Origin of the sequence: Streptomyces sp. P17 (assembly GCF_032436805.1) — a bacterium.
Taxonomy (GTDB): domain Bacteria; phylum Actinomycetota; class Actinomycetes; order Streptomycetales; family Streptomycetaceae; genus Streptomyces.
Map to the genome: position 1 here is coordinate 1 of NZ_JAVRBF010000805.1, position 273 is coordinate 273.

Genomic DNA, 273 nt, shown 5'->3' on the forward strand with positions numbered 1-273 from the left:
TCCGCCCCGCATCGGTGCGCACGGCGGTAATGCGCCCGGCCTCGGCCTCAAGCGCCTGAACGCTCACTCCCCAGCGGAAGATGACGCCTTGCGCCGCCGCCATCGCGGCCAGACGGTTGGTGAATTTGAAGCAATCGCCCGTCTCATCCCCCGGCAGCCGAAGACCGCCGGCGATCAGATCCGCCGCCCCCGCCAGCCCCGGCTCGGCGGCGATGCAGCCGGCGCGGTCGAGCACCTCGAAGGGCACGCCATCGGCGCGCAGAACCTCGATGT

The 273-nt window shown here is 71.4% G+C and carries 1 protein-coding gene; it reads right to left on the reverse strand.

Annotated features, from left to right (window positions below):
* A partial coding sequence (locus tag RMT89_RS43030; RefSeq protein WP_315889202.1) for an FAD-dependent oxidoreductase occupies positions 1 to 273 on the reverse strand: 273 nt, incomplete at both ends.